The organism is Streptomyces torulosus, from assembly GCF_001419765.1.
GTDB classification, from domain to species: domain Bacteria; phylum Actinomycetota; class Actinomycetes; order Streptomycetales; family Streptomycetaceae; genus Streptomyces; species Streptomyces torulosus.
The window spans coordinates 1-11,984 of sequence record NZ_LIRK01000286.1 but is presented as its reverse complement, the minus strand read 5'-3'; the positions used below and the strand labels follow the sequence as shown (position 1 = coordinate 11,984).

At 72.6% G+C, this 11,984-nt stretch carries 11 protein-coding genes and 1 pseudogene; 3 read left to right on the top strand and 9 right to left on the bottom strand.

The window, feature by feature from the left end; genetic code table 11:
* Nucleotides 1–383: 383 nt before the first annotated feature.
* Entirely contained in the window at nt 384–2,078 is a 1,695-nt protein-coding gene (locus AOK23_RS20440; RefSeq protein ID WP_055714137.1) for a peroxidase family protein, read from the top strand.
* A gap of 44 nt (nt 2,079–2,122) precedes the next feature.
* Here AOK23_RS20440 and AOK23_RS20435 read toward each other — a convergent pair whose 3' ends face one another.
* The 6 genes from AOK23_RS20435 to AOK23_RS20410 all read right to left on the bottom strand — a co-directional run bounded on the left by AOK23_RS20435 (nt 2,123) and on the right by AOK23_RS20410 (nt 6,723).
* Nucleotides 2,123–2,545: an acyl-CoA thioesterase gene (locus tag AOK23_RS20435; protein WP_055714136.1), complete on the bottom strand. Its 423-nt coding sequence runs from the start codon at nt 2,543–2,545 to the stop codon at nt 2,123–2,125.
* 93 nt (nt 2,546–2,638) lie between these two features.
* Complete coding sequence (locus AOK23_RS20430; RefSeq protein ID WP_055714135.1) at nt 2,639–3,286, bottom strand: hypothetical protein; 648 nt, start codon at nt 3,284–3,286, stop codon at nt 2,639–2,641.
* 60 nt (nt 3,287–3,346) lie between these two features.
* Nucleotides 3,347–3,946 carry a histidine phosphatase family protein gene (locus AOK23_RS20425; RefSeq protein WP_055714134.1) on the bottom strand — a complete coding sequence of 200 codons (600 nt, stop codon included), beginning with the start codon at nt 3,944–3,946 and terminating at the stop codon, nt 3,347–3,349.
* A 3-nt stretch (nt 3,947–3,949) separates the two neighbouring features.
* Nucleotides 3,950–4,483 (bottom strand): HAD domain-containing protein, encoded by a 534-nt coding sequence (locus AOK23_RS20420; RefSeq protein WP_055714133.1) that lies wholly within the window; start codon nt 4,481–4,483, stop codon nt 3,950–3,952.
* 139 nt (nt 4,484–4,622) lie between these two features.
* Nucleotides 4,623–5,408: a hypothetical protein gene (locus AOK23_RS20415; RefSeq protein WP_157878099.1), complete on the bottom strand. Its 786-nt coding sequence runs from the start codon at nt 5,406–5,408 to the stop codon at nt 4,623–4,625.
* 106 nt (nt 5,409–5,514) lie between these two features.
* Nucleotides 5,515–6,723: a pyridoxal phosphate-dependent aminotransferase gene (locus tag AOK23_RS20410; RefSeq protein WP_055714131.1), complete on the bottom strand. Its 1,209-nt coding sequence runs from the start codon at nt 6,721–6,723 to the stop codon at nt 5,515–5,517.
* Between the two features lie 86 nt (nt 6,724–6,809).
* Here AOK23_RS20410 and AOK23_RS20405 point away from each other — a divergent pair, with 86 nt between their 5' ends.
* Nucleotides 6,810–7,442: a winged helix-turn-helix transcriptional regulator gene (locus AOK23_RS20405; RefSeq protein ID WP_055714130.1), complete on the top strand. Its 633-nt coding sequence runs from the start codon at nt 6,810–6,812 to the stop codon at nt 7,440–7,442.
* Nucleotides 7,443–7,512: 70 nt separating this feature from the next.
* On the opposite strand, the gene AOK23_RS20400 is transcribed toward AOK23_RS20405, so the two are convergent.
* From AOK23_RS20400 to AOK23_RS20390, 3 genes are all read right to left on the bottom strand, one after another.
* The gene (locus AOK23_RS20400) at nt 7,513–8,322 is read right to left on the bottom strand and encodes a hypothetical protein (RefSeq protein ID WP_055714138.1); all 810 of its coding nucleotides are present in this window, start codon (nt 8,320–8,322) and stop codon (nt 7,513–7,515) included.
* Nucleotides 8,322–9,590 carry a VWA domain-containing protein gene (locus AOK23_RS20395; protein WP_107102825.1) on the bottom strand — a complete coding sequence of 423 codons (1,269 nt, stop codon included), beginning with the start codon at nt 9,588–9,590 and terminating at the stop codon, nt 8,322–8,324. Before AOK23_RS20395 ends, AOK23_RS20400 begins: the two co-directional genes overlap by 1 nt.
* A 247-nt stretch (nt 9,591–9,837) precedes the next feature.
* A complete protein-coding gene (locus AOK23_RS20390; protein ID WP_240496473.1) occupies nt 9,838–11,325 on the bottom strand; it encodes an IucA/IucC family protein in 1,488 nt (495 codons plus the stop codon).
* Nucleotides 11,326–11,504: 179 nt separating this feature from the next.
* Here AOK23_RS20390 and AOK23_RS20385 point away from each other — a divergent pair.
* Nucleotides 11,505–11,984 (top strand): annotated as a pseudogene (locus AOK23_RS20385) (IucA/IucC family siderophore biosynthesis protein); the annotation flags it as partial.

Sequence of the window (11,984 nt, the reverse complement as noted above, 5' to 3'; positions counted from 1 at the left end):
GGGTGCGGGTGCGGGTGCGGGATACGCCGTGGCAGCAATACCCCCGGAACCGACCCTTCCGCACCGACACACGGCCACAAGGGGGAGAACCCGCCGTGAACGGCCGGAATCCCCTCGGGCGCCGACGCCCCGGCTGCCGCCGGAGCCCGACCTTCTCGCACCTCTCCTACGCCCCTCCTACGCCTTTCGTTCGATCGGTCGTCCGTCGATATATGCCGGATGTGGCGACAGGGAAACCCTCGCCGGGTGCGACACGTTGTCGGGAAACAGGGATTCATCCGAAATGATCGCTTCGCGTCCGGTGGGGGCCGGAAGATCCGGGAGGAACCGGTACGTCCGGTTATGGTCGGTCGCGGAGTCCGGGGGACAGAACGGGGACACACATGGTGCGTCGACACCATCGCGAGAGCTACTACGTCGTCGACGAGGGCAGGATCCTGGAGTTCGAGAAGGGGGAGGCCGTAGCGCGCGTACCGAGCGCCGCCGAGCAGCAACTCGCCTTCCGCTTCTCCAGGTTCGGAAAGAAGGGGGTGCAACTCGACGAGGCGCTGCGGGCGAAGCTCGCGGCGGCCATGACCACGGTCGGCACGGGCGGCGACGACCCGGACTCGGGGAGGCCGGGGACACCGGTCCCGGCCGGGTTCACCTACCTCGGCCAGTTCGTCGACCACGACCTGACGCTGGACCGCACCCAGGTCGGGCTCGGCGAGCCCGTCCCGGTCGAGGAACTGCTCCAGGGGCGCAGCCCCGCCCTCGACCTCGACTCGCTGTACGGCATGGGCCCGCACCACTCGGGCAGCGCCCGGTTCTACGAGGCCGACGGCCGCCTCAAGACGGGCACGACCCTCGGCGTGGGCTTCCCGCCCGAGCTGCCGTCCGCCAACACCGACCAGAAGGGCTTCGACCTGCCCCGCGCCGGTGAGACGGTCGGCGGCACCCGCGCCGACATGCGCGCCCCGCTCATCCCGGACGCGCGCAACGACGAGAACCTGGCCGTCGGCCAGCTCCACCTGGCGTTCATCCGCTTCCACAACCGCGTCATCGACCTGCTCGCCGACCGGGGAGTGCCCGAGCGTCGGCTGTTCCAGGCGGCCCGGGAGATCGTCGTCAAGCACTACCAATGGGTCCTGCGCACGGACTTCCTGCCGCGTGTCGTCGACCCGGAGATCGTCGAGCGCGTCTTCACGCGGGGGCGGCGGCACTTCGAGGTGCCCGGGTACACCCGGCCCGGCGACCTGCCGACGATGCCCATCGAGTTCTCCGTCGCCGCCTACCGGCTCGGGCACAGCATGGTGCGGACGGCGTACCAGTGGAACAGGGTGTTCCGTGCGGGCGGACCCGGTCCGATCGCCTCGCTGGGCCTGCTCTTCCGTTTCAGCGGCACGGCGGGCAACCTCACGCCGGGACCGGACGACCTGAGCGACCTCGACGACCCGAACGCGGGGGAGAACCTGCGGCTGCCGAGCAACTGGATCGTCGACTTCCGCCGACTCTTCGACTTCGGCGAGGCCGGCAGGGACGATCTGGTGGTGCCCAAGGGCGAGTTCAACCTCGCCAAGCGGCTGGACACCCTGCTCGTCGACCCGCTGGCCGCCCTGCCCACCGGCACCTTCGACGGCCGGGGCCGCCCGGCGCCGCCGCCGATCCACCGCAACCTCGCGTTCCGCAACCTCACGCGCGCCGCGATGGTCGAACTGGCCACCGGCCCCCAACTGGCCGCGCAGATGGGCATCAAGGGGCTGACCGAGGACCAGATCCTGCGGGGCGCCGGCGGAGCCGTCCTGGAGGGCCTCACCGACGCCGAGCGCGCCCAGGTCGTGGAGCACACCCCGCTGTGGTTCTACGTCCTGCGCGAGGCCGAGGTGAACGGACGCCACCCCGGCCGCCTCACCGGTGTCGGCGGCACGCTCGTCGCCGAGGTCTTCCACCGGGCGATGGAGGGCAGCCGCGTCTCGATCGTGAAGCACCCGGGCTGGCGCCCGAGCCTCCCGGCCCATCGCAAGGGCCGCTTCACGATGACGGACCTGCTGCTGTTCGCCTTCGAGAACGACCCCGCGCTGCTGAACCCGCTGGGCTGACCGACGGGACGACCCTCAACCGCTGTTCGGGCCGTGGGCCGCGCTCACAGCCCGAACAGCTTCGGGTCGTCCGCCAGCTCCCTGAAGTACGCGCCCGGGTCGGCGACCAGCTTGCGCGCCTTGAGGTCCATCAGGCCGCCCACACCGGTGATCTCGGCGGCCACCGTGCCGTCGGTCCTGCTGATCGTCTGCTCGATCCGGAAGGTCTTGCCCTCACCCCAGGCGAAGACACACGTCACCTCGACCTCGTCACCGGCGAGCAGTTCGCGCCGGTAACGGATCGTCGTCTCCAGAGCCACGGGGCCGACGCCCCTGGCCATCAGATCGGCCTGGCGGATCCCGGCGGCCTGGAGCAGCGACCAGCGCGCGTGCTCCCCGTACTGGAGGTACACGCTCTGGTTGAGGTGCCCCTGTACGTCGGTCTCGTACCCCCGGACGGTCACCGGGACGGAAAACGGCTCGGACACGACTACCCCTCGACTACCTCAGCGGCGAACAGGACGGACGCAAGCTTACTGAGCGCTTGCTCATGCGGGGTGCGACGGTCCGGCGCCGCCCGGTCACACCTTCCTGGGGGAGGCCAGCAGATACCGCTCCCGCGTCCGCGGGTCCGTGTGCTCGCTCGGCTGCCAGCCCGCCCGCCGCAGAGTCTCGGCGCAGCCGCGCAGCGCCGCCGTGTCCGGCTCGTGCACGGCGACGGCCTCCGGCTGCGGGGTGGTCCGCACCCGGTAACCGCCACGCTCCGCCTCCGGGCCCGCCGGGCGGTGGCCCGCCGCTTCGAGGGCGAGCGCGGCGGCCCGTACGAGATGCGCGCGCTCCCAGCCGCACGGGCGGTCGGTGGCGCCGCCCGGGTTCGTCATCCGCCGTAGCTCCAGCAGCCCCTGCCAGGCGCTGTGCACCTCGCGGGCCCGCGCCGGTCCGTCCCCGGCGCTCTCCTCGCCGCCCACCCGGGCCGCGAACCCGCCCGACTCGGCGGGGGCGGCGGACGGCGCCGGGGCCGGGGCCGCTGCGGCCTCGGGCGGGCCGGCCTCCCGTACGCGGTGCCCGGCCGGCGTCAGGAAGTGATCGTGCGGCGGGCGCGGGTGGCGGAACGCCAGCCCTCGCTTCACCAGCGCCGCCAGCTGGGTCTCCGTACCCGTGAGCCGGCCGGTCACGGGCTCGGCGGCGTCGATGATCCGCCGCTGGACGGCGGTCGGCGGTCGGGTCACGACGACCTCCTTTCGCGGAGGAGCGCTGTCACTCGGGGACGGCGTCAACCCACTCGAAGACTACGAGGAGGGTCTGACATTCCACGCCGCGAGCACCGGGCGGCCGTGCTCCGTGCCGAGCCGGCAGACCGTGCCCGTGGCGAGCTGGAACAGCGCCCCGGCGGACGCGGGCAGTCCGAGATAGCGCGCGGTGAGGACGCGGAGGAAATGGCCGTGCGCCACGAGCACCACACAGCCCTCCGTGTTGCCGAGCGCCGCGTGCGCCTTCGCCAGTGCCCGGTCGGCGCGCGCCCCGACGTCCTCCGGGCCCTCCCCGGGGTGCTCGGGCGGTCCCGGCGCCACCCCGTCGGTGAACAGGAACCAGTCGGGCCGCGTCCGGTGGATCTCCTGGGTCGTCACCCCCTCGTACGCCCCGTAGTCCCACTCGGAGAGATCCGCGTCCACCCGCGCCCCGGTCAGCCCGGCCAGTTCGGCGGTCTGGCGGGCCCGCTTCAACGGACTGACGAACACGGCGCCGATGCGGTGCGAGGTCAGCAACGGCGCCAGCCCGCGCGCCTGTTCCCGCCCCCGGTCGGTCAGCGGGAGGTCCGTCCAGCTGGTGTGCTGCCCGGACAGCGACCACTCGGTCTCCCCGTGCCGCACAAGAAAAAGATCACCCATGTCTCACAGGCTACGAGCCCACCGCTCCAGTTCCTCGAACTCCCGCTCGCCGAGCCCCCGGCGGGGGTCGATCCGCAGCAGCAGGGCGGGTGTGTCGTGGTGCCGGGCGACATGGCGGACGTCGAGGTCGGTGATCATGTCGTCGACCCAGACGAAGGGCCGGCCGGCCGCCCACTCCAGGACCCGGCGGGTCTTCCAGTACAGGCCGTCGGGATCACGCGCGAACATGTCGGTGAACTCGATGACCGGCAGGTCGGCGGGGAGGCCGATCACGGGGCCGATCATCTCGTTCGCGTCGTGCATCCAGGTCGTCGCCCACGCCAGGTCGTACGGCAGGGCGAGCAGGCGCTGCCCGTGCGCGGGGTTGAGGCGGATCCGCAGGCCCCGGCGGAGCCTGCGGGAGCCGGGCTTCTGACGGGCGGACCAGACGGTGGGGTGCACCCGGCGGGTGACGTAGCCGCGCGGTGGCCACAGGCGGGCGCCGAACGGGTTGAGGGGGCCGTCGACGTCCAGGAGGAGGAGCGGTCGCTCAGTCATGGGGAGGGTCTACCCAGGTGTCCGGGGCGATCCTCGGCTGCCCTCGGCTGTCGTCGGTCGTTCGCGGGTGTCCCTGGGCCTCGGCTGCTCTCGGCTGTCCTCGACCGTCGGCTGTCCCGGGCTGTCCCCGGCTGTTTCCTCAGACGTCGTCGAGGGCGCGGGTCGCGCGTTCCGTCGCCCGGCGGGTGATGTCCTCGGTCTCCGCCCACGGCGGTGCCTTCGGGGCGGCCGCGTGGCTGATGACGACGAGCAGCCTGCCCTGCCGCACGAGCGTCTTGGTCTCGCCGGACGGGAAGCCGCCCAGCTCGACCTCGATGGCGGCGGCCCAACTGCGGTCGCCGGCCCTCGGACCGGTCGTCTCCCGCAGGCGTTCGGTGCCGGTCCGCGCGAGGTCGGACCAGGAGATGGTGAAGTGCGCGCAGTCCGCGAGATCGGCGACCGTCCTGTCGAACGCCCGCCGGGCGGCCGCCTCGTCCCGGTGGACACGGAGGGTCTCGCGGACCCACGGCCCCAGCTGGCTGTGGTCGAACTGGGCCCGAGCCTCCACGGGCAGGGCCGGTTCCCGTAACGCCGCGACCAGGCGCCGCCGTTCTCTGCGCCCGGACCACCAGCGGCCCACTCTTCCGTTCACCGCGCGGGACCCGACCTTGACGCCCTCCGCGATGAGTGTCGCCACGACGGCCACGACCAGGGGTTCGGTGAGGGCCGTGGTCACCAGTCCCGACGACATCAACCCGCCCCGCCGGGCCGCGAGTTGGTCGACCGTCACCGGGTCGGCGCGATACCGCTCCAGCAGCCCGGGCAGTTCCAGCTCGACCTTCTCGACGTCGTGGGAGCCCAACTCCCCGTTCCGCGCGAGCAGCCGCAGCGCCGCGCCGATGACGTCCTCGCCCGTGACCACGTTCGTACCGGAGTTCACATCCACCCCCGAAACACCCGAACTCGTGTGCTGGGGACTATAGAGGGATATGACGGTGGCTGCGAGCACGTGGAATTATCTTTGGGGAAATTCCGGGAACATTGGTTCTCCGCTATTGCCGGTAGCCACTCAGGAACCGTCCGATACGGCTGATCGCCGCGTCCAGGTCGTCGGCGTGGGGCAGCGTGAGGATGCGGAAGTGGTCGGGGGTGGGCCAGTTGAAGCCCGTGCCCTGGACGACCTGGATCTTCTCGCGCAGCAGCAGGTCGAGGACGAACTTCTCGTCGTCGTGGATCCTGTGGACCTTGGGGTCGAGGCGGGGGAACGCGTACAGCGCGCCCTTGGGCTTCACGCACGACACGCCGGGGATCTCGTTGAGCTTCTCCCACGCCACGTTCCGCTGATCGTGCAGGCGCCCGCCCGGCGCGGTCAGTTCCCGGATGGACTGGCGGCCGCCGAGCGCGGCCTGGATGGCGTACTGGGCGGGGGCGTTGGCGCACAGCCGCATGGAGGCCAGCATCGTCAGGCCCTCCAGATAGTTGCGGGCGTGCTGCTTGGGGCCGGTGACGACCAGCCAGCCGGAGCGGAAGCCCGCCACGCGGTACGTCTTGGACAGGCCGCAGAAGGTGAGGACGACCAGGTCGGGGGCGAGCGCGGCGGCCGAGTGGTGCACGGCGTCGTCGTAGAGGATCTGGTCGTAGATCTCGTCGGCGAACACCATCAAGCCGTGGCGGCGGGCGAGGTCGAGGATGCCCTCGACGATCTCCTTGGGGTAGACCGCGCCGGTGGGGTTGTTGGGGTTGATGATGACGACGGCCCTGGTGCGGTCGGTGATCTTCGACGCCATGTCGTCGAGGTCCGGGTACCAGTCGGCCTGCTCGTCGCACAGGTAGTGGACCGCCTTGCCGCCGGCGAGGGTCGTCACGGCGGTCCAGAGCGGGAAGTCGGGCGCGGGGATGAGGATCTCGTCGCCGTCCTCGATCAGCGCCTGCACGGCCATGGAGACCAGCTCGGAGACGCCGTTGCCGAGGAAGACGTCGTCGACGTCGACCTCCAGGCCGAGGGTCTGGTAGCGCTGGGCGACCGCGCGGCGGGCGGAGAGGACACCGCGCGAGTCCGTGTAGCCATGGGCCCGCGGGAGCATCCGGATCATGTCCTGGAGGATCTCCTCCGGCGCCTCGAAGCCGAAGAGAGCGGGGTTGCCGGTGTTCAGGCGCAGCACGCTGTGCCCCGCCTCCTCCAGTGCGTTCGCGTGCTCGATCACGGGGCCGCGGATCTCGTAACAGACCTCGCTGAGCTTGCTCGACTGCCGGAACTCCATGCGCTCTCGCCCTCCGGTTCGTTGTGTTGCTTGGTTTTACCAAGTAGGTGCTTGGAAAGTCCAACGACATGTCTAGACTGCGTCGCATGTCACCTCGCCGAAGCTACGACCAGTACTGCTCCGCCGCCCGGGCGCTCGACCTCGTCGGTGACCGCTGGACCCTGCTGATCGTGCGCGAACTGCTCGCCGGGCCGCGCCGCTATACGGACCTGCACGCGGACCTGCCCGGCGTCAGCACGGACGTCCTCGCCTCACGGCTGAGGGACATGGAGCGTGACGGTCTGTCGACCCGGCGCCGGCTGCCGCCGCCCGGGGCCGCGTACGTCTACGAACTCACCGGCCGCGGACGGGACCTGCTCCCGGTGCTGCAGGCGCTGGGGGAGTGGGGCGAGGGCGCGCTGGGGGAACGCCGACCGACCGACGCCGTACGTGCGCACTGGTCCGCCCTGCCGCTGCTGCGGAACCTCGACGGTCGCGCCGCCGGGCTCGTCGAAGTCCACCTGGAGGAAGGGACGTTCCATCTGTGGACGGGCGCCGAGGAGGGCCCGGTGTACGGCGACGGCCCCGCCCCGGGCGAGCCGGACGCCCGGCTGACCCTCGACGAGGAGACCTGCGAGGCGGTCCGCCGCGGCGAACTGCCCCTCAGGGACGCCGTACGAGCGGGCCGGGTCGAGGTGTCGGGGGAGGGGGCCCTGGCGAAGGACTTGCGGGAGGGCTGAGGGCCCGTCCATGCCGAAGGCCCGCCGGACCGGGGTGGATTCCAGGGTTCGGCGGGCCTTCGCGGGGGTGTCAGGCGCTCGGTGGGGGCGTCCTCGTCGGGCGGCCCGAACCGCGGGTGAGGGAGTAGCCGCCGATGCCCGCGAGGGCGGCGAGTACCGCGCCGAGCGCGGTCCAGACCCAGCGGTCGCTCCACCAGCCCGACGCCCAGCCGTCGTCGGGTTCGAGGGAGGACAGGACGGCCTCCGCCGAGGAGTCCTCGTCGTCCCGCGCCGAGGTCACCGCGATGCCCGGCACGAGCGGCCGCGCCAGCGAGCCGTCGACCGCCGCCGCACCGCCGATGTCCTTGGACTCGGCCCGGACCTCGACCCCGACCGGCAGCCCGAGGTCACCCGTGGCCAGCCGCGTCGTCGTCAGCCGGACGTAGTAGGTGCCCGGCAGCGGGTCGTCGGACCACGGCTCCGACCAGGCGCGGACCGTGCGCAGCGTGCAGGACAGCTCCACGGAGGCCGCCCCCGCGTCGGCCGTGCGCGTCTGCGCCCCGTACTGGCAGGCCTGGCGGCGCCGCAGCCCGTCGTACACGTCGAGCTGCCACGTCGAGGCGGACTCGGCCGCCTCCGGCAGCTTCACCGTCGCCTTCACGGTGGGGCGTTGGCCGGCGTCCGCCGGGAACGACCAGTACAGGTAGTCGCCGGTCGAGGCGCTCGCCGTCGCGGTCCGCCCCTGCTCGAACTCCGCCGCCGTACGGAAGGAGGTGCCCGCCTCGGTGGGCGCGTCACCGTTCTCCGACGGGCTCGCGGAGGGAGAGGAGTCCGCGGCGGCCGGGGAGGCGGCCAGGGCAAGCATCAGCAGGGCGGCGCCCCACACACGTGTGATCCGCATCAGTTGGTCCTCCAGACCGCGACCCGCCAGCGCGACAGCCAGCCCCACAGCACACCCGCCAGGAACCCGACGAGCACCAGCACACCGAGCAGCCACCAGCCGCGGCCGAGACCGAAGGACGCCACGTCCGTCGCCGGGTCCGGGCCGTCCACGACGTCGACGGTGATCTCCAGCGGCAGACCGGGTGTGGTCTTCACCCCGCCGGCGGCCGCGTACGAGTGGGTGACCTGGAGGCACACGGTCTCGGCGACGTCCTCGTCCTCCTCGTCCTCGGCCTCCGCCTTCGGATAGCGCAGACCCGTCGAGATGACGTCCGTACGGCCGGTGCCGGCCGCCTCGCCGCGCACGATCTCGCGGTTCTTGACGGTGACCGCGCGCAGCAGCACCCCGTAGTGCGGGTTGACGTCACGGTCCGCCGCGACGCTCACCGAGGCCCGAAGCTCCTGGCCCGGCTTCACGTCCACCCGGTACCAGCGCTGCTGGTTGAACTCCTCGCGGTCGGTGAACAGCCCCGAGGTGAGCGTGGGCGCCCCGGCGCACGCGTCGGTGCCCTCGACGGCCTTCGGGACGACCACCGGGTCGGCCGCGCGGTCCACCAACTGGTTGACGCGGTCGGTGAGTTCGTCGCGGTGCTCGATCGAGGTGTACGTGCCGCCGGTCGCCTCGGCGATACAGCTGAGCTGGACGCGCATCTTGGCGTTCGGAACCAGGCCGAGCGTGTCGATGGTCAGGCCGATGCCCTTGGCCGCGATCTCGCGGGCCACCTCGCACGGGTCGAGCGGGGCGCAGGTGTCCTCGCCGTCGCTGATCAGGACGATGCGCTTGGTGCCCTCGCCGCCCTCCAGGTCGTCGGCCGCCTTCAGCAGCGCCGGGCCGATCGGGGTCCAGCCGGTCGGGGTGAGCGTGGCGACGGCCGTCTTCGCCTCGGTGCGGTCCAGCGGGCCCACCGGGTACAGCTGCGCGGTGTCCTTGCAGCCCGTCTTGCGGTCGTCGCCGGGGTAGTTGGCGCCCAGCGTGCGGATGCCGAGCTGGACCTCCTCGGGGGTGGCGTCCAGTACCTCGTTGAACGCCTGCTTCGCCGCGGCCATCCGGGACTGCCCGTCGATGTCCTTCGCCCGCATCGAACCGCTGACGTCCAGCAGGAGGTTGACCTTGGGCGCGGTGGCCGTGGTCTCGTCGGCGACGGCCGTCGACGGGACGGCGATCCCGGCCGTCAGGGCGGCGAGCAGGGCGAACACCCCTGCTGCCAGCCGTTGTCTTGTGATCATCGGCGGATCCTATTGATCAGGGGGCCCGCGCTTCAAAACGAGACCGCCCGTTCACCCGCCGGACAACGGCACCCGCCGCGCGCCCCAAGCACGGGGAGAGCGGCGGACGTTCACCCGGCCGCCTGGCCGCTGGAGAGGCTGTCGACGGGCCGCCTACGGTCCGGGTGACGAGCCCCGTACCGGGCCGTGTGACAGGCCCCGGACAGGGCTGGGTGACAAGTCCCGCACCCGGTCGGCCGGACGTGCCTCACCGCAGCGGTGTCGGCAGTTGCGCCCAGATGTCACCCGGCCGCTCCGGCGAAAGACGCATCAGCGTCAACGCCTTCGTCGGTACCGGCCCCTCCGTCAGCGTGGCCAGATCGGCGGTCGGCGGCACGTCCCGTATGGCGGAGGCAAGCGCCTCGCGCAGCACGGGCGTCGAACCCGCCGTCGCCCCGAGCGTGCCCGTGATCAGCGCGCCGAACAGTTTGCGCCGCAGGGTCGTCTCGTCGTCCGTGATGATGCGGCCGGTCATCGCGGGCGCCGCGACGCCGTGCCGGGCCAGCCGGGCCGGGCTCACCCTGATGTCCGCTAGGTCGCGGTAGACGAGCCGCACGGGGGCACCCGACGGCGAGAGCACCACCAGGAGGTTCTGGCCGTGTGCCTCCAGGGCCACCCCCAGGTCGAGCAGCCGGAGGCAGACCGTGAGCGCGAGTCGGCTGAAATCCGCCAGCCACGACGGCGACCCGGGCAGTCCGGTCGCCGCCAGCGCGGCCACGGGGACGACCCGCTCACCGGTGGCCGTGTCCGCGTACCTCTCCGGTGACTCCCGCAGCACCGCCGCCAGATCCGGGGAACCGGCGGTGACCGCGCCGAGGGTACGGGTCACGTGCAGCAGACCGTCCGTGCGGGAGGCGACCTCCGCCATGAAGTCCGACACGATCGCCGACGTCTCGATCGAGTAGACCGAGATGTCCCGCACGGAGGACGTCAGCCGGGCGCTCAACGCCGTCTTCACATGTGCCCCGCCGTCCGCGAGGGCGAGGGTGCGCAACGACATCAGCGGATGCGCGTCGAGCACCTCGCCCAGAGGGCACTTGAGCACATGCGCCGCCTGCCACGGATGGACCGGCAGCAGCACCCGACCGCCGTCCCGGAACCGCTCCGGCCACTCCCCGACCACCAGCGCCTCGTCCACGGGCGCCAGCCCCAGCGGCACGACCTGCCGGTGCTCGGGCCCGTACGCGAGCTGATCGGCGGCGGAGAACCCGGGCCGGGAACGACAGTTGGGGTGGAAGGGATGCCCGTCCACCACCGACTGCTCCCACTCCCAGCTCGTCTCCGGCGCCCCCGCCCCCGCCTGCCGTCCTGCTCGCGACAGCGCCAACGAGGCCGCGCTGTGGTCGAGTTCGGCGGCGAAGGCGGCACTGTGCGGCACCGCCAGCGCGCTCATCAGCCGCGCCGGACGGTCGTACGGCCGCCCGTCCAGCCACACCTGCTCGACCGGCGCGTCCGTGGCGTACGGGTCCACCGCCGGGCCGTGCAGCCGGCGACCGTCCGCCAGCAGGAGCGTCACGCCGTCGCCCCCGGCCGTCTCCCGGTGTGCCACCCAGGGCAGCGGCTCGTGCGTGAGGCCCCGCCACAGCCGCGCCAGCACGGCCGCCCGGGCACCGGGGAGCGCCGCCGCGTACGGCAGCGCCAGATCGGGACGTACGGCGCCCAGCTCGGCGCCGAGCGCCGCCTCGGCATCGGACATCGGGTGACGGTCCACGGACGGGCTCCTAGGGTGCGGGAACGACGACGGGCGGGTACGGGCACCGCGTCGACAACGGCGTACGACCACTGCCCGCCCGCCTCCGCGGTGACGCATGAGGGCGGCGGGACGAGCCACGACGGGCAGACATACTGATCACACATGCACCGTATGTGGAACGAATGGACCCCGTGGACGCCACCCCGCCCCGCGCCGACGTCGGCACCGCCGCCGACGCCCATGCCGCCGCGCCGCTGCTCAACTGCCTCCTGCGGGAGGCTGGGGAGCCCGTCGGACCCGGTGTGCACCGCCTCGCGGCGAGCGGCCGCCTCCTGCGCGTCCGGGGCACCCGCCGCCCCACCGACCCCGAGGTGTTCACCGACGGCACCTGGCGCCCCACCGACCCCGAGGTCCCCACCGACGGCACATGGCGCCGGCTGACCCACGCCGAGCTCGTCGACCTCACCGCCGACGAACTCCGCCTCCGCACCGGCCTGGCCAACCCCGAGCTGCCCGCGGAGATGCTCGACAGCCGCGCGTCCGTGGCCGCCTTCCTCACGGCGCGCACCCACGCGACGCCACCCGAGGACCCGTACCGGCGGTCCGAGCAGTCGCTGATCACCGGGCACCCGTACCACCCCGCCCCCAAGGCGCGCGGCGGC

What these genes read in the sequence shown, in the direction of transcription:
- AOK23_RS20440 (WP_055714137.1), top strand. Translation starts at nt 384, where the DNA reads ATGGTGCGTCGACACCATCGCGAGAGCTACTACGTCGTCGACGAGGGC.
- AOK23_RS20425 (WP_055714134.1), bottom strand. Translation starts at nt 3,946, where the DNA reads ATGGGTGATCTTTTTCTTGTGCGGCACGGGGAGACCGAGTGGTCGCTG.
- AOK23_RS20420 (WP_055714133.1), bottom strand. Translation starts at nt 4,483, where the DNA reads ATGACTGAGCGACCGCTCCTCCTCCTGGACGTCGACGGCCCCCTCAAC.
- AOK23_RS20410 (WP_055714131.1), bottom strand. Translation starts at nt 6,723, where the DNA reads ATGGAGTTCCGGCAGTCGAGCAAGCTCAGCGAGGTCTGTTACGAGATC.
- AOK23_RS20405 (WP_055714130.1), top strand. Translation starts at nt 6,810, where the DNA reads ATGTCACCTCGCCGAAGCTACGACCAGTACTGCTCCGCCGCCCGGGCG.
- AOK23_RS20400 (WP_055714138.1), bottom strand. Translation starts at nt 8,322, where the DNA reads ATGCGGATCACACGTGTGTGGGGCGCCGCCCTGCTGATGCTTGCCCTG.
- AOK23_RS20395 (WP_107102825.1), bottom strand. Translation starts at nt 9,590, where the DNA reads ATGATCACAAGACAACGGCTGGCAGCAGGGGTGTTCGCCCTGCTCGCC.
- AOK23_RS20390 (WP_240496473.1), bottom strand. Translation starts at nt 11,325, where the DNA reads ATGTCCGATGCCGAGGCGGCGCTCGGCGCCGAGCTGGGCGCCGTACGT.